Annotated in this window: 20 protein-coding genes; 15 read left to right on the forward strand and 5 right to left on the reverse strand. The window is 64.7% G+C overall.

Going from position 1 to position 19,896, the window contains the following annotated elements; genetic code table 11:
• Positions 1 to 74 precede the first annotated feature (74 nt).
• Positions 75 to 2,264 carry an OsmC domain/YcaO domain-containing protein gene (locus APH44_RS04255; protein WP_054891455.1) on the reverse strand — a complete coding sequence of 730 codons (2,190 nt, stop codon included), beginning with the start codon at positions 2,262 to 2,264 and terminating at the stop codon, positions 75 to 77.
• Positions 2,265 to 2,349: 85 nt separating this feature from the next.
• Entirely contained in the window at positions 2,350 to 3,168 is an 819-nt protein-coding gene (locus APH44_RS04260; protein WP_054891456.1) for an ABC transporter substrate-binding protein, read from the reverse strand.
• Positions 3,169 to 3,515: 347 nt separating this feature from the next.
• On the opposite strand from APH44_RS04260, the gene APH44_RS04265 reads away from it, so the two are divergent.
• The 7 genes from APH44_RS04265 to APH44_RS04290 all read left to right on the forward strand — a co-directional run bounded on the left by APH44_RS04265 (position 3,516) and on the right by APH44_RS04290 (position 9,027).
• Positions 3,516 to 4,379, forward strand: a complete 864-nt coding sequence (locus APH44_RS04265) for a sensor domain-containing diguanylate cyclase (protein ID WP_054891586.1) — start codon at positions 3,516 to 3,518, stop codon at positions 4,377 to 4,379.
• A gap of 89 nt (positions 4,380 to 4,468) precedes the next feature.
• Positions 4,469 to 5,257, forward strand: a complete 789-nt coding sequence (locus tag APH44_RS04270) for a carbon-nitrogen hydrolase family protein (RefSeq protein ID WP_054891457.1) — start codon at positions 4,469 to 4,471, stop codon at positions 5,255 to 5,257.
• 99 nt (positions 5,258 to 5,356) lie between these two features.
• Positions 5,357 to 5,770: a GFA family protein gene (locus APH44_RS28925; RefSeq protein WP_054925533.1), complete on the forward strand. Its 414-nt coding sequence runs from the start codon at positions 5,357 to 5,359 to the stop codon at positions 5,768 to 5,770.
• A 323-nt stretch (positions 5,771 to 6,093) separates the two neighbouring features.
• Complete coding sequence (locus tag APH44_RS04275) at positions 6,094 to 7,083, forward strand: aliphatic sulfonate ABC transporter substrate-binding protein (protein ID WP_054891458.1); 990 nt, start codon at positions 6,094 to 6,096, stop codon at positions 7,081 to 7,083.
• Positions 7,080 to 7,910, forward strand: a complete 831-nt coding sequence (locus APH44_RS04280; RefSeq protein WP_054891459.1) for an ABC transporter permease — start codon at positions 7,080 to 7,082, stop codon at positions 7,908 to 7,910. Before APH44_RS04275 ends, APH44_RS04280 begins: the two co-directional genes overlap by 4 nt.
• A 4-nt stretch (positions 7,911 to 7,914) precedes the next feature.
• Positions 7,915 to 8,658 carry an ABC transporter ATP-binding protein gene (locus tag APH44_RS04285; RefSeq protein WP_054891460.1) on the forward strand — a complete coding sequence of 248 codons (744 nt, stop codon included), beginning with the start codon at positions 7,915 to 7,917 and terminating at the stop codon, positions 8,656 to 8,658.
• A gap of 117 nt (positions 8,659 to 8,775) precedes the next feature.
• Positions 8,776 to 9,027, forward strand: coding sequence for a hypothetical protein (locus tag APH44_RS04290; protein WP_054891461.1), 252 nt, complete (start codon positions 8,776 to 8,778; stop codon positions 9,025 to 9,027).
• Here the strand turns inward: APH44_RS04290 and APH44_RS04295 are convergent, their stop codons facing one another.
• Entirely contained in the window at positions 9,028 to 9,516 is a 489-nt protein-coding gene (locus APH44_RS04295; protein WP_054891462.1) for a helix-turn-helix domain-containing protein, read from the reverse strand. It abuts the gene before it with no gap.
• Positions 9,517 to 9,628: 112 nt separating this feature from the next.
• Between APH44_RS04295 and fabF the strand changes: the two genes are divergently transcribed.
• Positions 9,629 to 10,900, forward strand: a complete 1,272-nt coding sequence (gene fabF, locus APH44_RS04300; RefSeq protein WP_054891463.1) for a beta-ketoacyl-ACP synthase II — start codon at positions 9,629 to 9,631, stop codon at positions 10,898 to 10,900.
• A gap of 69 nt (positions 10,901 to 10,969) precedes the next feature.
• On the forward strand, positions 10,970 to 11,437 hold the full coding sequence (locus APH44_RS04305; RefSeq protein WP_054891464.1) for a RidA family protein: 468 nt from the start codon (positions 10,970 to 10,972) through the stop codon (positions 11,435 to 11,437).
• A gap of 26 nt (positions 11,438 to 11,463) precedes the next feature.
• Here APH44_RS04305 and APH44_RS04310 read toward each other — a convergent pair whose 3' ends face one another.
• A complete protein-coding gene (locus APH44_RS04310) occupies positions 11,464 to 11,943 on the reverse strand; it encodes an isochorismatase family protein (RefSeq protein WP_054891465.1) in 480 nt (159 codons plus the stop codon).
• 70 nt (positions 11,944 to 12,013) lie between these two features.
• Complete coding sequence (locus APH44_RS04315) at positions 12,014 to 12,889, reverse strand: helix-turn-helix domain-containing protein (RefSeq protein WP_054891466.1); 876 nt, start codon at positions 12,887 to 12,889, stop codon at positions 12,014 to 12,016.
• Between the two features lie 198 nt (positions 12,890 to 13,087).
• Between APH44_RS04315 and APH44_RS04320 the strand changes: the two genes are divergently transcribed.
• The 6 genes from APH44_RS04320 to APH44_RS04345 all read left to right on the forward strand — a co-directional run bounded on the left by APH44_RS04320 (position 13,088) and on the right by APH44_RS04345 (position 19,895).
• Positions 13,088 to 13,942 carry a hypothetical protein gene (locus APH44_RS04320; RefSeq protein ID WP_054891467.1) on the forward strand — a complete coding sequence of 285 codons (855 nt, stop codon included), beginning with the start codon at positions 13,088 to 13,090 and terminating at the stop codon, positions 13,940 to 13,942.
• A 165-nt stretch (positions 13,943 to 14,107) separates the two neighbouring features.
• Positions 14,108 to 15,355: an MFS transporter gene (locus APH44_RS04325; protein WP_156343720.1), complete on the forward strand. Its 1,248-nt coding sequence runs from the start codon at positions 14,108 to 14,110 to the stop codon at positions 15,353 to 15,355.
• Positions 15,356 to 15,536: 181 nt separating this feature from the next.
• Positions 15,537 to 16,370: a dihydroorotate dehydrogenase electron transfer subunit gene (locus APH44_RS04330; RefSeq protein ID WP_054891468.1), complete on the forward strand. Its 834-nt coding sequence runs from the start codon at positions 15,537 to 15,539 to the stop codon at positions 16,368 to 16,370.
• Positions 16,367 to 17,302, forward strand: coding sequence for a dihydroorotate dehydrogenase (locus APH44_RS04335; protein WP_054891469.1), 936 nt, complete (start codon positions 16,367 to 16,369; stop codon positions 17,300 to 17,302). The genes APH44_RS04330 and APH44_RS04335 overlap by 4 nt, the downstream gene beginning before the upstream one ends.
• A complete protein-coding gene (locus APH44_RS04340) occupies positions 17,299 to 18,555 on the forward strand; it encodes a Zn-dependent hydrolase (RefSeq protein ID WP_054891470.1) in 1,257 nt (418 codons plus the stop codon). Before APH44_RS04335 ends, APH44_RS04340 begins: the two co-directional genes overlap by 4 nt.
• Positions 18,552 to 19,895, forward strand: a complete 1,344-nt coding sequence (locus APH44_RS04345; RefSeq protein WP_054891471.1) for a dihydroorotase — start codon at positions 18,552 to 18,554, stop codon at positions 19,893 to 19,895. The genes APH44_RS04340 and APH44_RS04345 overlap by 4 nt, the downstream gene beginning before the upstream one ends.
• Position 19,896 lies beyond the last annotated feature (1 nt).

Raw genomic sequence — 19,896 nt, forward strand, 5'->3', positions numbered from 1 at the left:
ACATGGCTGAGGGGATTGGTACAAAAAAATAGACGAGAGGGTCGCTATGTACCCTCTCTTTGGCTAAGCGGGCCTCAGCCCGCCGCCCGGGCTCGCGCCGCATGCAGCTTCTTGTAGCTCTCGACCAGACGCAGGTGGCGGTCCAGACCTTCAAGCTTCAGGCTGGTTGGGGTCAGCCCGTAGAAGCGCACGCTGCCGTCCACCGAGCCGAGTGCCGCGTCCATGCGCTCATTGCCGAACATGCGCCGGAAGTTGGAGACGTAGTCGTCCATCTCCAGCTCGTCGTCCAGCACCACTTCCAGCACCACGTTCAGCGCCTGGTAGAACAGCCCGCGCTCGACGGTGTTGTCGTTGAACTGCAGGAACATCTCCACCAGTTCCTTGGCCTCCTCGAAACGCTGCAGCGCCAGTTGGATCAGCAGTTTGAGCTCGAGGATGGTCAGCTGGCCCCACACCGTGTTGTCGTCGAACTCGACGCCGATCAGCGTGGTGATGGTGGTGTATTCGTCCACCTCGACCTGTTCCAGGCGCTTGTACAACAACTTCAGCGAGCGGCTGTCGAGGTTGTGCAGGTTGAGGATGTCGGCACGGAAGCCCAGCGCGCGGTTGGTGTTGTCCCAGATCAGGTCCTCGACCGGATAGATTTCCGAATAGCCCGGCACCAGGATGCGGCAAGCGGTGGCACCGAGGTCGTCGTACACCGCCATGTACGCCTCCTTGCCCAGCCCTTCCAGAATGCCGAACAGCGTCTGCGCCTCCTGCTCGTTGGAGTCTTCGCCCTTGCCCGAGAAGTCCCACTCGACGAACTCGAAGTCGGCCTTGGCACTGAAGAAGCGCCACGACACTACGCCGCTGGAGTCGATGAAATGCTCGACGAAGTTGTTCGGCTCGGTCAATGCGTGGCTTTCGAAAGTCGGTTGCGGCAGATCGTTAAGACCCTCGAAGCTGCGACCCTGGAGCAATTCGGTGAGGCTGCGCTCCAGCGCAACTTCAAAGCTTGGATGCGCGCCGAACGAGGCGAACACCCCGCCGGTGCGCGGGTTCATCAGGGTCACGCACATTACCGGGAACTCGCCGCCCAGCGAGGCATCCTTGACCAGCACCGGGAAGCCCTGCTCCTCCAGCCCCTGGATACCGGCGACGATGCCCGGGTACTTGGCCAGCACGTCCTGCGGCACGTCCGGCAGGCACAGTTCGCCTTCGAGGATTTCGCGCTTGACCGCCCGCTCGAAAATTTCCGACAGGCACTGCACCTGGGCTTCGGCCAGGGTGTTGCCGGCGCTCATGCCGTTGCTCAGGTAGAGGTTTTCGATCAGGTTGGACGGGAAATACACCGTCTGCCCGTCGGACTGGCGCACGAACGGCAGCGAGCAGATGCCCCGGGCCTTGTTGCCCGAGTTGGTGTCGTACAGGTGCGAGCCGCGCAGTTCGCCATCGGGGTTGAAGATCTCCAGGCAGTACTCGTCGAGGATCTCCTGCGGCAGCGCGTCCTTCGGGCCAGGCATGAACCACTGCTCGTTCGGGTAGTGCACGAACGGTGCGTTGGCGATGTCCTCGCCCCAATACTGATCGTTATAGAAGAAGTTGCAGTTCAGGCGCTCGATGAACTCGCCCAGTGCCGAGGCCAGCGCAGCTTCCTTGGTGGCGCCCTTGCCGTTGGTGAAGCACATCGGCGACTGCGCGTCGCGCACGTGCAGCGACCAGACGTTGGGCACGATGTTGCGCCAGGAGGCGATCTCGATCTTCATCCCCAGATCGGCCAGGATCGCCGACATGTTGGCGATGGTCTGCTCCAGCGGCAGGTCCTTGCCGGGAATGTAGGTGGTGGTGTCGGACACCGGCATCAGCAGTGCCTGGGCATCGGCGTCGAGGTTGTCGACCTCTTCGATGATGAACTCGGGGCCGGTCTGCACCACTTTCTTCACGGTGCAACGGTCGATGGAGCGCAGGATGCCCTGGCGGTCCTTCTCGCTGATATCCTCGGGCAGCTCGACCTGGATCTTGAAGATCTGGTTGTAGCGGTTTTCCGGGTCGACGATGTTGTTCTGCGACAGGCGAATGTTTTCGGTGGGGATGTCGCGGGTCTGGCAGTAGAGCTTGACGAAGTACGCCGCGCACAGCGCCGAGGAGGCCAGGAAGTAGTCGAACGGACCAGGCGCCGAGCCATCGCCCTTGTAGCGAATGGGCTGATCGGCGATCACCGTGAAGTCGTCGAACTTGGCTTCAAGTCGGAGATTGTCGAGAAAATTGACCTTGATTTCCATGCGGGCACACCAGCGCGTAAAACGAAATGGGCGCCATTATCCGGGTTTTTCGCTGGGAAGTCTTGCCGCAGCCACACCGCCCTGATCAAGGCGCCGCCACGTTCTCCTGCTGCTGGCGCCAAAGCGCCAGGTTTCGTGCAACCAGGCGCTGCGGCAGATCGCTGGACACGATCTCCCTCATCTTCGCGGCCAGTTGCTCGCGCAACTGCGGCCGGTTGCACGGCGAGTCGTGGGACATCGCCAGGTACAGCCCCTCGCTGGACACCGGAGGCTCGAGCACCTGCACCTGCTCGTCGACCTTCAGCACGCGCGCCAGGGCCATGCCTGGAAACTGCTCGAAGATCACATAGTCGCTACGCTTATGCAGCAGCTTCTCGAACGCCTGCCTGGCGCCGGGCACTGCCTCCAGGTTGAGGTTGGTCCGGGCGAACTCGTCGAACTGCTCGCCATGGCTGTTGTTGACCAGTACCCCACCCTTGAGCCCGCGCAGATCGTCCCAGCCTTTATAGGCGAAAGCGCTGTCGCTGCGCACCCATACCACGCTTGGGGTGTGCAGGAACGGCGGCTCGATGAAGTTCACCTCGTTCTGCCGCGCGCGGGTCAGGAAGTAGCCCGCCAGAATATCGACCCGCCCGGTACGCACTTCTTCCTGGGCGCGTCCCCAGGGCCCGGAATACTTCACTTCCACATCCAGCCCCAGCTCACCTGCCATGTACTTGAGCAGATCGGCATTGGCCCCGACGAGGTGCTGCGGGTCCTGCGGGTCACGCCACAGGTACGGTGGATACTCGGGGTTGCCGGTGGCGGTCAGGCGCGTGCAGTCATCGACCGCCAGCGCCACCTGCGGCAATACCGCGAAGGTCAGCGACAGCAGCAAGGCCCGACAGGAACGGCGCTCGATCATTGGTGGCCCTCGTCTGAATAGAACAGCAGGGAAAAAGCGATGACTGACCGACAGGCGACATGAACAGCGACAGGCTTAACACAGTCTGGACCAGAAACCGTCAGCTGCCAGCAATGGCAGCTGCAAGATGCCATTCGTCGGCGCATCATGCCATCACCGAACCCGTTCGGCTGCACCTGCCCCTATTTTTCAACGCCCTGCTGGCCATAACGGTCAGACCCTGTAGGCTGTGCTGTGGCCGCGAACGATCGGCCGGTACCGCCCGGGTGCCGGGCGCGCGCAGGATGACTCGTCGGCCCTTCTGCGATCTGGCCCTGATCGAGCCTTACGACCCGGACACCCGCACCATGCCCGTCGACCTGCAAGCGCTCTATCCCAAGTTGATTCACCTGATGCTCGACACCGTCTTCGTGGTCGACCAGGACGACCAGATCGTGTTCGTCAGCGATGCCTGTGAGGCGCTGCTGGGCTACCGCGCCGAGGAGCTCATCGGCACACCGATCACGCATTACATGCACCCCGACGACCTGCCCGCCACCCGGGCCTCGATCGTCCGGGTCATGTCCGGCCAAGCGCATTTCGATTTTCGCAACCGCTACATCCGCAAGGATGGCGGTGTCGTCCATATCCTCTGGGCGGCGTTCTGGTCAGAAGAGGTCGGCGCACGCATCGGCGTGGCGCGCAACGTCACCGCCCTCACCGAGGCCGAAGAAGAGCTGCGCTTTCTCGCCCACCACGACCCGCTGACCCGGCTGGCCAATCGCACCCTGTTCAACAGCCGCCTGGACGCTGCGTTGAAGGCGGCGCAGCAGCACGGCGATACCCTGGCGCTGCTATTCGTCGACATCGACGACTTCAAGGAAATCAACGACACCCACGGCCACAGTGCCGGCGACCGCGTGCTGCGCCTGGTGGCTCAGCGCCTGGAGCGCTGTGCCGGCGCGCATGCCACGGTAGCGCGGGTGGGCGGCGACGAGTTCGCCATCCTGCTCACCGACCTGCCGTCGCACAGTGCCGTATTCGACAAGGTCACACAGATCCTGGCCGTCATGGTCGAGCCGCTGGATGCCGACTTCGGCGGCCTCGCCATGCCGACCTGCAGCATCGGCGTCGCCTGCTACCCCGCCGACGGGCGCGATGCCGATGCCCTGCTCAGCCATGCTGACGGCGAGATGTACCGGGTCAAGCGGCGTCGGTCGCAAGCGGGTTGAGACACTGACTCAAGCGCAAGAATCTGCAAGTGCTTCTTCTGCTCGTTGCCTAGACTGGCCGCACCCGCCCAGCCCCTCGAGGTTTGCAGATGTCCCTGATCACCGTGGCCTACGCCCAATGGCCAGAAGGCCTGACCCCTGACAGCCCGCAGTGGCAACAGATCGCCGAGCAGGTTCGTGCCGCCGAGGCCGATCTGCTGATCACCAACGAAATGCCCTTCGGCCCCTGGCTGGCCGAGCACGCCACCTTCGACGCTCAGGCTGCGCAGCACAGTGTGGCCCTGCATGAATCCGCCCTCGACGCCCTGGCCAGGCTCGACGTACCTGCCGTGCTGTCGAGCAGGCCGCTGCTCGCGGACGGGCGCCTGGTCAACGAAGCCTTCGTGCTGGATGACAAAGGCTACCGCTTCGTCCACCAGAAACACTTCTTTCCCGAGGAGCCGGGCTTTCATGAGCAGACCTGGTTCACCACCGTCGAGCCAGGGTTCGACGTGATCAAGGTGGGCAAGCTCAAGCTCGGTGTGCTGCTGTGTACCGAGTTGATGTTCAACGAACGCGCCCGCCACTACGGACGCGACGGCGCCGACCTGATCGCCGTCCCCCGCGCCTCCGGCACCGACTATCGCTACTGGGATTGCGCCGCCGCGATGGCGGCCGTCGTTTCCGGCGCCTACGTGATCAGCGCCAACCGCACCGGGCAGGCTGCACAGGGTCAGCGCTTTGGCGGCCACGGCATGGCGTACTCCCCCTCTGGCCAGCCCCTCACCGTCGCCGCCAAGGCTGACGACCACGCCTTGTTGCAGGTTGTACGGATTGACCTGGAGCAGGCTCGGCGGCAAAAACGCGAATACCCCTGTTACTTGCAGAACGTCGATTGAACGCCATCGCCGCCACGGCTGGACGAGAAATGACACAATGGCCTGATAACGGCCGCATGCCGTCAAGCAAAGGACTTTTCAAGGATGGTGGATGCGGGTATGGCCGATGTGTACAAGGGAAGCTGCCTGTGTTCAGCGATCACCTATGAACTGCTGGTACGTCCCAAGGCCGTGAGCCACTGCCATTGCGGTCAATGCCGCAAGGCGCACGGGGCGATGTTCGCCTCCTACGGCAGTGTGCCGCGGGAGGCCTTGCGGATATCGAGCGGAGCCACGGACATCAGCGCCTATGCTTCATCGGCCTCGGTACTGCGTGAGTTCTGTGGCCGATGCGGATCGACACTGTTCTGGTCGCGCTCACAAGGCGCGTTCAGTGATTGGGTTTCCGTGGCACTGGCAACACTGGACACGCCGTTCGACGCCGCCAAGCACAAGCATGTGCATGTTAGCGACGAACCGCTGTGGTATTGGCGCGCCCACGACATTACGAGTGATACCCCAACCCCAGATTGATCGCGTAGTCCCCACGCGCCGTGCCTCCCGGCACTTGGACCTCGGCAGACGTGGCGCGGGCAAAGACTTCGGCCGCCAAGGCCATAGGCTCAACATGGCCGATCAGCGCCTTCGCTGTCTCCGTGGCCATCCGGCCTGCCGGCGCGCAGCGCTGACCTGCTGCCCCTTCAACTGTTCACCCTGCAACAGCAGGGCAACACTTTGCCCGACTCAGCACAGCTGTCAGCCCCGGTTTACGCGCCCACCTGCGCAAAACCAGGGCCTGGCGAGATGGCACGCTGCCTGCAACCGCTCCTGATCCCTCTTCTCGACTGGATCGTCCCATGCGTCTGTTTGCCCAAGCCCTGCCCAGTGCCCTGAAGTCGCTGTCTATCGCCGGTCTCGTTGCCCTGGCCTTCAACCCCGCCGCCCACGCCGAAACCGCGCCCAAGGAAGTCCGCCTGGACTACGCCTACTACTCCCCCGTAAGCCTGGTGCTCAAGCATTTCGGATGGTTGGAAAAAGCCCTGCCCGAATCCAAGGTCACCTGGGTGTTCAGCCAAGGCAGCAACCGCTCGCTGGAATACCTCAACAGCGGCGGTGCCGACTTCGGCTCCTCGGCCAGCCTCTCGGCGGTACTGGCCCGGGCCAACGGCAGCCCGATCAAGTCGGTGTACGTCTACAGCCGTGCCGAATGGACCGCACTGGTGGTGGCCAAGGACTCGCCACTGAAGACGCTCGACGACCTCAAGGGCAAGAAGATCGCCGCCACCAAGGGCACCGACCCGTACCTGTTCACCCTGCGCGCACTGGAAAAGGCCGGGCTGAAGAAGGATGACGTCGAGCTCTTGCACCTGCAGCACCCCGATGGCCGCACCGCACTGGAGAAAGGCGATGTCGATGCCTGGGCCGGCCTCGATCCGCACATGGCTGCCAGCGAACTGCAAGCCGGCTCACGCCTGCTGTACCGCAACAAGGACTTCAACAGCTATGGCGTGATCAGTGTCACCGAGACCTTCGCCAAGCAGCATCCACAAACCATCGCCACGGTGATCAAGGCCTACGAGCAGGCCCGCCACTGGGCAGTCGCACACCCGGATGAGTTCGCCCGCCTGCTGGCCGATGAATCCAAGCTCCCGCTGGATGTGGCCAAGCTGCAGCTGTCGCGTACCGACCTCTCGGCGCCGCAACTGACCGAGCAGGGAGTGGCAGCCTCCAAGGCCGCGGCGCCGATCCTGGTGTCCGAGGAACTGGTCAAGCGTGGCGCCGACGTCGACACCGTGATCGACCAGTTGATCGACCCGTCCTTCGGCAAGGCCAGCATCGAGCGATGAGCCTCTCCACGCACTCCCGCAGCGTGAGCGCGCCGGCGCCCGCCACGTCCACCTCGCCCTGGCCACGTCGGCTCAAGGGCCTGGCGCTGCCTCTGGCGATCATCCTGCTGCTGGAGGCCGTCGTGCGCCTGGGCTGGATCGCCTCCTACCAGATGCCCGCCCCCAGCGAAGTGGCGCAGACCCTGGTGCAACTGGCCGACGGCGCGCTGTGGAAACACATCGGTGCCAGCCTGTCGCGGGTGTTGGCCGGCTTTGCCATCGGCGCCGCCCTGGGGCTGCTGTTCGCCGCCTGGGTGGGCCTGAGCCGTGAAGCCGAGGCGTGGCTGGAACCGACTTTCGCCAGCCTGAGGGCGATCCCGAGCCTGGCCTGGGTGCCGCTGTTGCTGCTGTGGCTGGGCATCGGCGAGACCTCCAAGGTGACACTGATCGCCATCGGCGCGTTCTTCCCGGTGTACCTGAACGGCGTGGCCGCGATCCGCAACATCGACCGCAAGCTGGTCGAGGTCGGGCGCATGTATGGCTTCGGCCCATTGCGCCTGGCCCGGCGCATCCTGCTGCCGGCTGCGATACCCGGCGTATTCACCGGTCTGCGCAGCGCCCTGAGCCTGAGCTGGATGTTTCTCGTCGCCGCCGAGCTGATCGCCGCCACTCGCGGCCTGGGTTACCTGCTCAGCGACGGCCGGGAGACTTCACGACCGGACCTGGTGCTCGCGGCGATCATTGTCCTGGCCCTGCTCGGCAAACTCAGCGATGGCCTGTTGGCCGGGCTGGAACAGCGCTGGCTGAACTGGCGCGACACCTTCGACGGCACGGACCGAGGAGCCTGAATCCATGAACCAACCCTTGCGCGTTGCCGCACCGACACCTGCACCCTTGCTCGACCTGCGCGTCGAGCACAAGGCATTCGGTGCCACTGCGGTACTGGGGGCGGTCGAGCTGCAACTGCAACCCGGCGAGATCGTCAGCCTGCTGGGCCCCAGTGGCTGCGGCAAAAGCACCCTGCTGCGCCTGGTGGCGCAACTGGACCGCGACTTCGTTGGCCATCTGCAGCAACGACCGGAACAGGTCGGTTTCGTGTTCCAGGAGCCGCGCCTGATGCCCTGGTTGAGCGTGGCCGACAATATCGGCTTCAGTGAGGACCGGCGCTACGACCGTGCCCGGGTCAACGGCCTGATCGACGAGGTGGGCCTGGGCGGCTTCGCCGATGCGCTGCCCAAGGCGCTGTCCGGCGGCATGGCCCAGCGCGTGGCCATTGCCCGCGGGCTGTACGGCCAACCACAACTGCTGTTGCTCGACGAGCCGTTCAGCGCCGTGGATGCCTTTACCCGCTTCAAGCTGCAGGACCTGTTGCTGGACCTCGCACGCCGCCACCGCATCGCCTTGCTGGTGGTCACCCATGACGTGGACGAGGCGCTGTACCTGAGCGACCGCGTGCTGGTGATCGGCAACCGGCCGGGCACTGTCTGCCGCGAACTGAGGGTCGGCCTTGGCTACCCGCGCGAACGCCAGGACGAACGCCTGGCTCGTCTGCGCGGCCAGGCGCTGGAAGCCCTGCACAGTGCGCGGGTGATCTGAGCCGGGCGCGTTCATCGATAGTGACTATCGAGCACGACGATTTCTGCCCGACGGCCGTGCTCGATAACCTGTGTTCAACGACTCGCCAGACGAATCCTCGAACCAGGAAACCCGCCGATGAACGCCACCGCCCGCCTGCTGCTCGCTGCCCTGGCCGCCCTTGGTATCGCCGCACTTGCCGGCTGTGCCAGCCATCCCGAACAACGCCCCTACACAGCCGAGGAAACGCGCCAGTTGCAGCTCGAGGCGCTGCAACGGCGAGGCCTGTCGCAACAGGAATACGAACACCAGCGCGCTGCGATCCTGCGTGCCGACCAGGTGGAAGTGGCCGGCGACGGCCTGCGCCAGGCACCTGCCCTGCGCGGCTGATCAGCCCTCGCGACTGCGCTGCAGCCGCGCCCGCATCCCCTCGCTGGCGCCAGGGCCCTGCACCAGCTCGCACGCTGACCAGGGCACCACGCGCCCGGACTCCACGTCCACCATCATCGGCTGCAAGGCCTTGCCCGTGCCCTTTTCCACCACCTGCACACTGATGGCCTCAGGCGCAAAATGCCGATTGCCCCAGGCGATCAGCGCATAGAGCACGCCCTGCAGGTCGCGCCCCCGAGCACTGGGCCGGTATTCGTGGCGCAAGGGCCGGGTGCTGTAGGCATGACGTTCGAGCAGGCCAGCCTCCACCAGCGCATTGAGCCTGCGGGTCAACATGCTCGGAGCGATCTCCAGGCTCTTGGCGAAATCGTCGAAGCGGCTCAGGCCCTGCAAGGCATCGCGCATGATCAACAGGCTCCACCACTCCCCCACGTGTTCAAGGCTCAGGGCGATAGGGCATTCGGAATCCACAAGCGTCTTGCGTTGCATCGGGCAGGCTCACCACGGGTCTGTGAAATATTCGGGCTGGATGTTACTTCTATAATGATAGTAACGTCTCTTGAGCTGAATAGTAGCAAACCTCCATGGGAGTTAGACCTTCATGAGCAAACGTATCGTCGTTACCGGAATGGGAGCGGTCACACCGCTGGGGTGTGGCGTTGAGCGGGTCTGGGAACGCCTGCTGGCGGGGCGCTCGGGTATTGCGCAGTTGCCGGAATCGCTGATCGGCGACCTGGCGGTGCGCATCGGCGGCCAGGTGCCGGACCTGCAGCAGGACAGCGAGGCCGGCTTCGATCCGGATCGTGTACTGCCAGCCAAGGAGCAGCGCAAGGTCGATCGTTTCATCCTGTTCGCCCTGGGCGCCGCACAGGAGGCACTGGCGCAGGCCGGCTGGCAGCCGCAAAGCGTCGAACAGCAGGAACGCACGGCAACCATCATCGGTACCGGTGTGGGCGGCTTCCCGGCCATCGCCGAGGCCGTGCGCACCACCGACAGCAAAGGCCCACGCAAGTTGTCACCCTTCACCATTCCCTCCTTCCTAGGCAACCTGGCTGCCGGCCAGGTGTCGATCGCCCACGGGCTCAAGGGCCCACTGGGTACACCGGTCACCGCGTGCGCTGCCGGGGTGCAGGCGATTGGCGACGCCGCGCGAATGATCCTGGCCGGTGAAGCGGACGTGGCGCTGTGCGGGGGCGCAGAGGCGGCCATTCATCGTGTCAGCCTGGCCGGCTTTGCCGCCGCGCGGGCCTTGTCGAGCGATTTCAAGGAGCACCCGGAACAGGCCTCGCGCCCGTTCGACACCCGCCGCGACGGCTTCGTCATGGGCGAAGGCGCCGGTTTGCTGGTGATCGAAGAACTGCAGCATGCACTGGCACGCGGCGCCACGCCGCTGGCCGAGCTGGTGGGCTACGGCACCAGCGCCGACGCCTATCACATCACCTCGGGGCCGGAAGATGGCGACGGCGCGCGACGCGCCATGACCCTGGCCCTGCGCCAGGCCGGTATCCGTGCAGAACAGGTCGGCCATCTCAATGCCCATGCCACCTCGACACCGGTGGGCGACAAGGGTGAGCTGGCAGCGATCAAGGCGGTGTTCGCCGACGTGCCCTCACCGGTGATCAGCGCGACCAAGTCTGCCACCGGCCACTTGCTGGGCGCCGCCGGCGGAATCGAGGCGATCTTCACCGTGCTTGCCCTGCGCGACCAACAGGCGCCAGCCACGCTCAACCTGGTCGAGCCTGACCCCGCAGCCGCCGGGCTGGACATTGCCGCAGGCCAGCCGCGGCCCCTGGATACCGAATACGCGCTGTCCAATGGCTTCGGTTTCGGCGGCGTCAATGCCAGCGTGATTTTCAAGCGCTGGGAGGGTTGAGCCACTGGTCGGCACGCGGGCGTTTGATTAGGCTTGGCCATCGCCTCGAGCACACAGGGAGCACTACCGATGTCCAGACACGACCGCTATGAAGCCGCTCTACAGGCGCTGGGTTATTCGTTCGATGGCCCGCTGAAGATCGGCGGCGACTACGTGCCGGTGCTGCACCTGGGCGACCAGGTGTACATCAGTGGGCAAATCCCGCGGGTCAACGACACCGTGGTGCTCCCGGGGCGGGTGGGCGAGGACGTCAGCCTCGCCGAGGCGCAGACTGCCGCCAAGATCAGCACCCTGCGCTGCCTGAAGCTGCTGAGCGAAAGCCTGGGCTCGCTGGATGCGGTCAAGGGTATCGCGCGGATCAATGTATTCGTGCAGTCGGCGGCAGACTTCACCCAGCAGAGCGAAGTGGCCAACGGCGCCTCGGCGATCCTGCATGAAGTGCTGGGCGACGCCGGCAAGCATACCCGCACCTCGGTGGGGGTGTATCAGTTGCCGAAGAATGCCGCGGTGGAGATTGACCTGATCGCGGTGGTGTAGGTGCAAGGGGCTGACGTGCAGCCCCTTCAGCCTTGCAGCCCCTCGACCACCTGCGCCACCGTGGTCACCTGGCGAAAGTGATGGGTCCACAGCTCGATACCCAACTTGCCCGAGCGGTCCAGTGAAGAGCCCACCGTCAGGTCAGTGATCAAGGTCGGGTTCAGTCCGGCATCGAACAGCGCAAAGCCGGCGGCCAGTACGCAGGTTTCGGTCTGCAGGCCGCAGACCAGCACGCGCTCCACGCCCAGTCGCTTGAGGTAGTCGATGGCCTCGGCGGTCTGCCCGTAGCCGTGCTTGACGAACACTTCGTCCGCCTCGACCAGGCTCTCGTCCTCGCGCGCCGGATGCCAGCCAAGCTGCTGCTGAAACGGCGTGACCTGCTCGTCGTGCAACTCGACCGAGGCGATGGCGGGGAGTTTCGCGGCCAACGCGCGGATTCCGTCGATCAGCCACTCAGGAGGGCTGAAGGTGGACTGGACATCGACGATAAGCAAAGCCTGCCGCATGGGGTTCTCCGGGGGACGACATGAGGCGGCGGAGTATATCGCCCGTGGGCGATCGTTGCAGGCCCTGGGCTCAGAGCTTGGCCAACAACGCCTGCAATTGTTGCTTGGCCTGCTCGCCCGTGCTGGCACGCTTGAGCAGCCCCTCGGTCATGCCCTTGTACATCTCGACCGCCTCGCTCGACGAGGTAACGCTGGCGATCCCCACATGCAAGTTGGGGAGCTCGCCGAGGCGGTAGGGGCTCACCGCGACATAGCGGGTGTGCGGTTGCTCGAAGATCTGGAAGGTCGAGCTGGGCAGGGTTTCGTCGATCAGGCAGATGCTCAGGCGGCCGCTGTCGGCATCGATGACCCGGATCAAGTTCTCGATCTCGCGACGGGCCAGCAGCGCACGCTCCATGCGCACGCTCGGCGGCAGGTCCAGGCGCCCTACCAGGCCGATGTGCAGGTAGCGCTCGATCTGGCGCAGGCTGACGATCGACTGCACCTGGAACTGCTGGCGGAAGAAGGTCGACTTACGCTCGTCGAGAATGCCGAGGATCTGCGCCTCCATGGCGGTCTGCGCCTGATCCGCCTCCACCGGACGTGCCTCGTCGAGCATGGTCTTGAACAGTCCGGAGTACTCGGGCGTGGTCAGCAGGTAGGAGAACGGGTCGAAGTAGGAAACGATCCGCGTCGAACGTGCTTCCAGCTGGCGCATACGTTCGAAATAGCCCAAGGCATTGTCGAAATACTCGGTGTCGGAACCGAGCAGGCTGGACATCGATACCCGCAGCATTTCGGCGAGGCGTTCGAGCGTCTCGAGCTTGACGATCTTGCCCAGCTCCAGGCGATACACCGCAGCGCGGGAGATCCCGAGCTTGTCGGCGACCTGGTCGGCGTTGAGCTGGCGGCCGATGCGGAAGGCTCTGAGGCGTTCGCCGATGGCTTGGTAATCGATCTGGCTCACGGGGACTCCGTTGTCGGGTGAGCGCGCACGCTCGATGGGCTTGACGATCCTCGACGCCGAATGTATCAATATTTAGACGGACAAGGTTGATCGTCTAAAAAATACAAAAAACGCCGTCTCATGTCTATCCAACGCTCACCCCTGCCCGTCTTGCGACTGCCTCCCCTTTCACAACAACAAGAAACGGAAGCTCCCACGATGCGAATCCATGACACCCTTCCCGCGCTTGCCTGTCTGATACCCACGCTGAGCCTGGCCGCCCCGCCGCCGGCTTTCAGTGACACCTTCGTCGGTTACCGCTACAGCAGCCATTTTTCCGATCCCGGCAAGCATAAGGACGTGGCCAAGCATATTGCCCAGTTCACCCATGTGAGCAGCTATACGCTAGGCCAGCAGTTCATCAACCTCGACGTGTTCAAGTCCGATCACAACGACCCGCGCAAGGACAGCAGCAGCGGCGCCACCGAGGTCTACCTGACCTACCGCAACCAGTTGCAGCACGGGCGCATCTTCGACGCCCCGCTCGCATTCGGCCCGATCAAGGATGTGGCGATGACCTTGGGGTTCGACTGGAACACCAAGGATAATGCCTTCCAGTCGCGCAAGCGCATGCTGCTGGCGGGGCCGACACTCAAGCTCGCGGTGCCGGTGGGTTTCGTCGATGTCAGCCTGTTCTACGCCCGTGAATGGAACCATTGCGGCCTCGATGTCTGCGACCTGCCCGGCAACCACTCGCGGCTGCTGTTCGATCCGTTCTACCAACTGAACGTGACCTGGGGCGTGCCCTTCGCGCTTGGCCCGGTGCCTCTGAAATTCCAGGGTTTCTACAGCCTCAACGGCAAGAAAGGCGACGACTACCGCAACAATCCGACCGCCGACGAACAACTGATGCGCACCTCGCTGATGCTCGATGTCGGGCAGATGAGTGGCCTGGGCAAGAACGTGCTGTGGATCGGTCCGGGTTACGAGTACTGGCGCAACAAGTTCGGTAACCGTCGAGGTGATGGCATCGACGTCGACGCGCTGTCGTTCAACCTGGAATGGCACCTGTAATCCGGCCAACAATTATTTTCTGCCTGCGCCGTCCAAATATTTAGACAAGCCATTGCCGCCGCAGTATGCTGATCGCGCAACTGGAGCGCCAATCGACAGCGGAACCGTCGGCAGATTGCCTGTCACCCGTCTAAAAAGTTAAACAAGAACAAGAGGAATACACCGATGGCTCCGCTGAACAGCCCTCCCGACACCCGCCACGACGCCTCACCCCGCAAGGCCCTGATCGCCAGCGTGACAGGCTATGCAATGGACGGTTTCGACCTGCTGATTCTGGGTTTCATGCTCCCGGCAATCACCCTGGGCCTGGCCCTGACCACTTCCCAGGCCGGCTCGCTGGTGACCTGGACCCTGCTCGGTGCAGTGGCCGGAGGCCTGATCTTCGGACAGCTGAGCGACCGCTATGGACGCGTGCGCATGCTCAGCGTCTGCATCCTCACCTTCTCGTTGTTCACCGGCCTGTGCGCCATCGCCCAAGGCTATTGGGACCTGCTGCTGTATCGAACCCTCGCCGGCTTCGGCCTGGGCGGCGAGTTCGGTATCGGCATGGCGCTGATCGCCGAGACCTGGCCGGCCAATCGACGTAATCGCGCCTCGTCCTATGTCGGCATGGGCTGGCAGGCAGGTGTGCTCGCGGCTGCGCTGCTCACGCCGCTGTTGCTGCCGCACATCGGCTGGCGCGGGATGTTCCTGGTCGGGCTGGTGCCGGCGCTGCTGTCGTTCGTGATTCGCCACACCATGGGCGAGCCGGAAGAGTTCGTCAGGGCTGCGGCCAACCCGGTGTCGTTCCGCCGCCGCTTCACCGACCTGTTCAAGGACCGCACCACCAGCAAGGCCAGCGCTGGCGTGATGGTGCTGACCTCGGTACAGAACTTCGGCTACTACGGCCTGATGATCTGGATGCCCAGCTACCTGTCCAGCAAGTTCGGGTTCTCGCTGACCGCCTCGGGCACCTGGACCGCAGTGACGGTGCTGGGCATGGCGTTCGGCATCTGGCTGTTCGGCCAGCTCGCCGACCGCTTCGGCCGCAAACGCATCTTCCTGCTGTACCAGACCGGCGCGGCACTGATGGTGGTGACCTACGCCAACCTCAGCGACCCGACGGTGATGCTGTTCGCCGGCGCCGTCATGGGTATCTTCGTCAACGGCATGATCGGCGGGTATGGCGCGCTGATTTCCGACCTCTACCCGGCGCAGATCCGTGCCACCGCGCAGAACGTGTTGTTCAACGTCGGGCGTGCGGCGGGTGGCTTCGGTCCGCTGGTGGTGGGGGCGATCGCCTACAGCTACTCGTTCAGCGCGGCGATCATGCTGCTCGCCTCGTTGTACGTCCTGGCCATGGGCGCCACCCTGTGGCTGCTGCCGCCCTGCCAGGGCGCGGCAAACCGCCAGGCGCAAATGGCCCAAGGCTGACCGGCTGCCAGTCATCGGAAGCTTGGCTTAGACCAGTATCAAAAATTAGACGAACACGGTTTTCCGCAGTAGATTGAATCCACGATAGACCGATTGAAAGCGAATCCGCCGCCTCGTGATCGAGGCGGCATTTCCTGTTGACCATGCTGTATAAAAATTTAGACAAATGCGAGGCCACCCCATGAATGCGATCTCCGCCTGCTGCCAGGCAACCCCCGTGACACCGCCCGACGATACCCTGGCGCGCGTGCTGTCCAACGAATGGGTCAACGACGAATACAAGCGCCTGGTGCTGCAGGCAGACGGCGCCGCCTGCCATTCCCTGCCGGGGCAGTTCTTCAACCTGCTGTGCCCCAGCGATGGTGAACACAAGCCGTTCTTCCGGCGCCCCATGAGCACCTACAAGGCCGACCCGCTGAGCGGCCGGGTGGAGTTCCTGTACAAGGTCACGGGCAAGGGCACCTTCGGCCTGGAAACCCTGACCCCGCAACAGACCGTCGAGATCCTCGGCCCCTTGGGCAACGGTTTTGCCCTCGATCCGACCTGGCAGCACATGATCATCGTCGCCCGCGGCGTCGGCCTTGCCACCCTTGCCCCACTCGCCGAGGCAGCCCACGCCCTGGGGATCACGCTGACGGCCGTACTCAGTGCACGCAGTGAAAAAAGCCTGCTGTCGCGCGAGCGCTTCGCCTCGCTCGGCGCCCAGGTCGAGGTGGTGCTCGATGAAGACGGCAGCAGTGCGCCTGACCAGCTAGAAGCGCGGCTGCGGCGGATCATTGCCCGCGAAGGCAGCAACGCAATGTTCACCTGCGGCTCGCGGCGGCTGACGCGCCTGCTCAAGCGCCTGTGCGCAGAGTTGGGCTTGCAGGGCCAGGTGGCACTGGAGCAACAGATGGTCTGCGGCCTGGGCATGTGCCAGTGCTGCGTGGACGTGTTCGAAGTGGACGGCCTGAAGGTCGGCAAGCGGGTGTGCCTGGAAGGCCCGGTGTTCGACCTGGCGGAGGTGGTGGCATGACCGATCTCAGCGTGAACGTCGGCGGGCTGCGCCTGAAGAATCCGGTGATGCCGGCCTCCGGCACCTTCGCCGAAGAACTGGCCCACCTGCTGGACTTCAACCAGCTCGGGGCAATGGTGACCAAGACCATTACCCGCGAACAGCGCACCGGCAATCCGATGCCGCGGGTGTGCGAACTGGCCGATGGCATGATGAACGCCATCGGCATTCCCAGCAAAGGCGCCCAGGCCTTCATCGACAAGGTGGTGCCCTTCTACCGCGAGTTCGATTCGCCGCTGATCGTCAGCGTCTCGGCACCGACCGCCCAGGGCTTCGCCGAACTGGCCGCGCAGCTCAGCGACGTGCCTGGCGTAGCCGGCATCGAGGCCAACATCTCCTGCCCCAACATCGAAGCCCACGGCCAGTCGTTCGGTATGCAGGCCGACAGCACGCGCCAGGTCGTCGAGCTGATGCGCCAGTCCACGTCACTGCCCCTGTGGGTCAAGCTCACGCCCAACAGCGGCGAGATCGTCAATGTCGCCCTCGCCGCGCAAGAAGCCGGCGCCAACGCCGTGGTGGTCGGCAATACCCTGCTGGGGCTGTCCATCGACATCGAACGCGGCCGTGCTCGCCTGGGCAACTTCATGGGCGGGATTTCCGGCGCGACCATCCGTCCGCTGATGGTCCGCCTCACCTATCAGTGCGCCCAGGCGTTGGAGATCCCGGTGATCGGATGCGGCGGCATCGCCACTGCCGACGATGCGCTGGAATTCATCTATGCCGGCGCCAGCGCCGTGCAGGTGGGTACCGCAACCTTCATCCATCCCAAGACCATGAACGCCCTGGTCGACGAGCTCGACGCCTATTGCCGTCGCAAGGGCATTGCGGCCCTGCGCACGTTGATCGGCAGCCTCGACGATTCACCGGCCGCGCCGTTCGGAGCCCTGCCATGAACACTTTGTGGAAACAGCAGGCGGGCAAGCTGTTCGCAGACATAGAACAGCTGTCGCGTGACCCGCACGAAGGCGTCACCCGCGAGAGCTACGGCCGCGGTGAGAGCGAAGCGATCGCCTGCCTGAGCGACTTCGCCCTGACCCACGGCCTCGACGTCAGCCACGACCGCGCCGGGAACGTGATCTTCCAGCGCCGTGACGACAACGGCCAACCGGCACTGTGGGTCGGCTCGCACCTGGATTCAGTGCCCCAAGGCGGCAACTTCGACGGGCTGGCCGGGGTCATCGCCGGCCTGCTGTGCCTGTGCCGCCAGGCGCGCGATGGCGTGCGCAGCGCGCTGCCGCTGCGGGTGCTCGGGCTGCGGGGTGAAGAAAGCGCCTGGTACGGCAAGTCGTACATCGGCTCGCGGGCGGTGGTCGGCGGACTGGCCGAGCAAGACCTGAAGCTCGTCAACCGCTTCAACCAGCGCCCCCTGGGCGATGCCCTGCGTGCGCTCGGTGCCGACCTCGACGCCATCGCCCGCCAGCAATGGTTGATCGAGCCTGAGCAGTTCGCCGGCTACCTCGAAGTGCACATCGAACAGGCCGAATCGCTGGAGCGCATGGGCCAGGCGCTGGGGGTGGTGCCGGGGATTCGCGGCAATCTGCGGCATAACCGCGTGCGCTGCCTGGGCGAAGACGGCCACTCCGGCGCCGTGGCCCGTGAAGACCGCCACGACTCGGTGTTCGCCGTCAGCGAGCTGATCGCACGGATCGACGCGCGCTGGAGCGAATGGGTCGATGCCGGCCAGGACCTGGTGGTGACGGTCGGCACCCTGGGCACCAACGCGGCGCACCACGCTGTCTCGCGCATCCCTGGCGAAGTCGCCTTCAGCCTGGAGATGCGCAGCCTGCATCAAGCCACGCTGGACGCCTTCCACACCCTGGTCCTGGAAGAGGCCGGGCGCATCGAACAGGCGCGCCAGGTTCGCTTCGAGTTCGACAAGCGCATCGATACCCAACCGGCGGCCATGCACGGCCCATGGATCGACACCCTGCAGCGCCACACCCGCGCCCTGGGCTGGCAAGGCGTACTCACCCCCAGCGGTGCCGGGCATGACGCAGCCGTGTTCGCCAACGCCGGCATCCCCAGCGCCATGCTGTTCATTCGCAACCAGCATGGTTCGCACAATCCGCACGAGGCGATGGCGCTGGACGATTTCCTGGCCGCCACCGAAGTGCTGTACCACTCGATCCTGGAGCTGAGCGCATGAACTCCCCAGACAACTGGCTGATCCGCGATGCCACCCTGGTCAATGAAGGCCGCCGCTGGGCTGCCGACCTGCGCGTGCGCGACGGACGCATCGAGCGTATCGAATCCGGCCTTGCGGCGCGGGCCGACGAACAGGTCATCGACGCCAGCGGCCTGTGGTTGCTGCCCGGCATGATCGACGACCAGGTGCACTTCCGCGAGCCGGGCCTCACCCACAAGGCCGATATCGCCAGCGAGTCGCGCGCCTGCGCCGCCGGTGGCATCACCAGCTTCATGGAGATACCCAACACGCGCCCGGCGGCGCTCGATCGCCCGACCCTGGAAGCCAAGTACGCCCTCGCCGCAGGCTCCAGCGCCGTCAACTACGCGTTCTACATGGGCGCCAGCAACGACAACCTCGACGCCATCCGCCAGATTGATCCGGCCAGCACGCCGGGGCTCAAGGTGTTCATGGGCGCCTCTACCGGCAACATGCTGGTGGACGATCCGCAGGTACTCGACGAGATCTTCCGCTGCGCGCCGGTGCCGATCATCACCCACTGCGAAGATACGCCGATGATCGATGCCGAACTGGCCCGGGCCAAGGCCCGCCATGGCGATGACATCCCGGCCAGCGAGCATCCGCTGATCCGCTCGCGCGAAGCGTGCATCGCCTCCACGCGCCTGGCCATCGAACTGGCGCGCAAGCACGATGCGCGCCTGCATGTGCTGCACATCTCCACGGCCGAGGAGCTGGTGCTCTTCGCGCCGGGCCCGCTTGCGGGCAAGCGCATCACCGCCGAAACCTGCGTGCACTTCCTGCATTTCAGCGCCGAGGACTACGCGCGGCTGGGCATGCTGATCAAGTGCAACCCCGCGATCAAGCAGGCCAGCGATCGCAGCGCCATCGTCCGCGCCCTGGCCGAGGGCCGTCTGGATGTGCTGGCCACCGACCATGCACCCCACCTGCTCGAGGAAAAACAGCAGCCCTACACCCAGGCGCCGTCGGGCATTCCCTTGGTGCAGTTCGCCCTGCAGAGCGCGCTGGAGCGTGTGTTTGCCGGCGAGCTGAGCCTGGAGCGGCTGGTCGAAGTGGTCAGCCATGCCCCGGCCGAGCTGTTCCAGGTCAGCCAGCGTGGCTTCCTGCGTGAAGGCTATGCGGCAGACCTGGTGCTGGTAGACCCGCAGCGCCCGCACCGGGTCAGCCACGCGCAGGTGCTTTCCAAGTGTGGCTGGACGCCGTTCGACGGCACCACCTTCAGCACGAGCATCGCGGCCACCTTCGTCAACGGAAGGCGCGTCTGGGATGGCGTGCGGGTCGACGACACTGTGCGTGGCCAACGCCTGGCGTTCGACCGTTGAG

The sequence above is a fragment of the Pseudomonas sp. NBRC 111143 genome (assembly GCF_001320965.1).
Lineage (GTDB): Bacteria > Pseudomonadota > Gammaproteobacteria > Pseudomonadales > Pseudomonadaceae > Aquipseudomonas > Aquipseudomonas machongensis.

Excerpts from the sequence above, each read along its gene's own strand:
- APH44_RS04255 (WP_054891455.1), bottom strand. The coding sequence starts at position 2,264 with ATGGAAATCAAGGTCAATTTTCTCGACAATCTCCGACTTGAAGCCAAG.
- APH44_RS04260 (WP_054891456.1), bottom strand. The coding sequence starts at position 3,168 with ATGATCGAGCGCCGTTCCTGTCGGGCCTTGCTGCTGTCGCTGACCTTC.
- APH44_RS04265 (WP_054891586.1), top strand. The coding sequence starts at position 3,516 with ATGCCCGTCGACCTGCAAGCGCTCTATCCCAAGTTGATTCACCTGATG.
- APH44_RS04270 (WP_054891457.1), top strand. The coding sequence starts at position 4,469 with ATGTCCCTGATCACCGTGGCCTACGCCCAATGGCCAGAAGGCCTGACC.
- APH44_RS28925 (WP_054925533.1), top strand. The coding sequence starts at position 5,357 with ATGGCCGATGTGTACAAGGGAAGCTGCCTGTGTTCAGCGATCACCTAT.
- APH44_RS04275 (WP_054891458.1), top strand. The coding sequence starts at position 6,094 with ATGCGTCTGTTTGCCCAAGCCCTGCCCAGTGCCCTGAAGTCGCTGTCT.
- APH44_RS04280 (WP_054891459.1), top strand. The coding sequence starts at position 7,080 with ATGAGCCTCTCCACGCACTCCCGCAGCGTGAGCGCGCCGGCGCCCGCC.
- APH44_RS04285 (WP_054891460.1), top strand. The coding sequence starts at position 7,915 with ATGAACCAACCCTTGCGCGTTGCCGCACCGACACCTGCACCCTTGCTC.
- APH44_RS04290 (WP_054891461.1), top strand. The coding sequence starts at position 8,776 with ATGAACGCCACCGCCCGCCTGCTGCTCGCTGCCCTGGCCGCCCTTGGT.
- APH44_RS04295 (WP_054891462.1), bottom strand. The coding sequence starts at position 9,516 with ATGCAACGCAAGACGCTTGTGGATTCCGAATGCCCTATCGCCCTGAGC.
- fabF (WP_054891463.1), top strand. The coding sequence starts at position 9,629 with ATGAGCAAACGTATCGTCGTTACCGGAATGGGAGCGGTCACACCGCTG.
- APH44_RS04305 (WP_054891464.1), top strand. The coding sequence starts at position 10,970 with ATGTCCAGACACGACCGCTATGAAGCCGCTCTACAGGCGCTGGGTTAT.
- APH44_RS04310 (WP_054891465.1), bottom strand. The coding sequence starts at position 11,943 with ATGCGGCAGGCTTTGCTTATCGTCGATGTCCAGTCCACCTTCAGCCCT.
- APH44_RS04320 (WP_054891467.1), top strand. The coding sequence starts at position 13,088 with ATGCGAATCCATGACACCCTTCCCGCGCTTGCCTGTCTGATACCCACG.
- APH44_RS04325 (WP_156343720.1), top strand. The coding sequence starts at position 14,108 with ATGGCTCCGCTGAACAGCCCTCCCGACACCCGCCACGACGCCTCACCC.
- APH44_RS04330 (WP_054891468.1), top strand. The coding sequence starts at position 15,537 with ATGAATGCGATCTCCGCCTGCTGCCAGGCAACCCCCGTGACACCGCCC.
- APH44_RS04335 (WP_054891469.1), top strand. The coding sequence starts at position 16,367 with ATGACCGATCTCAGCGTGAACGTCGGCGGGCTGCGCCTGAAGAATCCG.
- APH44_RS04340 (WP_054891470.1), top strand. The coding sequence starts at position 17,299 with ATGAACACTTTGTGGAAACAGCAGGCGGGCAAGCTGTTCGCAGACATA.
- APH44_RS04345 (WP_054891471.1), top strand. The coding sequence starts at position 18,552 with ATGAACTCCCCAGACAACTGGCTGATCCGCGATGCCACCCTGGTCAAT.